General features: G+C 53.8%; 1 rRNA gene. It reads right to left on the bottom strand.

Features of this window, described 5'->3' with window-relative positions:
- Positions 1-1035, bottom strand: a 16S ribosomal RNA gene (locus ACF8CV_RS07730); the annotation flags it as partial.

Raw genomic sequence — 1035 nt, 5'->3', positions numbered from 1 at the left:
ATCCAGCGCCAGGTTCCCCTAGCGCTACCTTGTTACGACTTCACCCCAGTCATGAACCACAAAGTGGTAAGCGTCCCCCCGAAGGTTAAACTACCTACTTCTTTTGCAGCCCACTCCCATGGTGTGACGGGCGGTGTGTACAAGGCCCGGGAACGTATTCACCGTGGCATTCTGATCCACGATTACTAGCGATTCCGACTTCATGGAGTCGAGTTGCAGACTCCAATCCGGACTACGACGCACTTTTTGGGATTCGCTCACTTTCGCAAGTTGGCCGCCCTCTGTATGCGCCATTGTAGCACGTGTGTAGCCCTACTCGTAAGGGCCATGATGACTTGACGTCGTCCCCACCTTCCTCCGGTTTATCACCGGCAGTCTCCCTGGAGTTCCCGACATTACTCGCTGGCAAACAAGGATAAGGGTTGCGCTCGTTGCGGGACTTAACCCAACATTTCACAACACGAGCTGACGACAGCCATGCAGCACCTGTCTCAGAGTTCCCGAAGGCACCAATCCATCTCTGGAAAGTTCTCTGGATGTCAAGAGTAGGTAAGGTTCTTCGCGTTGCATCGAATTAAACCACATGCTCCACCGCTTGTGCGGGCCCCCGTCAATTCATTTGAGTTTTAATCTTGCGACCGTACTCCCCAGGCGGTCTACTTAACGCGTTAGCTCCGAAAGCCACGGCTCAAGGCCACAACCTCCAAGTAGACATCGTTTACGGCGTGGACTACCAGGGTATCTAATCCTGTTTGCTCCCCACGCTTTCGCATCTGAGTGTCAGTATCTGTCCAGGGGGCCGCCTTCGCCACCGGTATTCCTTCAGATCTCTACGCATTTCACCGCTACACCTGAAATTCTACCCCCCTCTACAGTACTCTAGTCTGCCAGTTTCAAATGCAATTCCGAGGTTGAGCCCCGGGCTTTCACATCTGACTTAACAAACCACCTGCATGCGCTTTACGCCCAGTAATTCCGATTAACGCTCGCACCCTCCGTATTACCGCGGCTGCTGGCACGGAGTTAGCCGGTGCT

It is taken from the genome of Vibrio sp. zbq_1, from assembly GCF_043102935.1.
Taxonomy (GTDB): Bacteria; Pseudomonadota; Gammaproteobacteria; order Enterobacterales; family Vibrionaceae; genus Vibrio; species Vibrio parahaemolyticus.
This window is presented reverse-complemented; position numbering and strand designations above follow the sequence as displayed.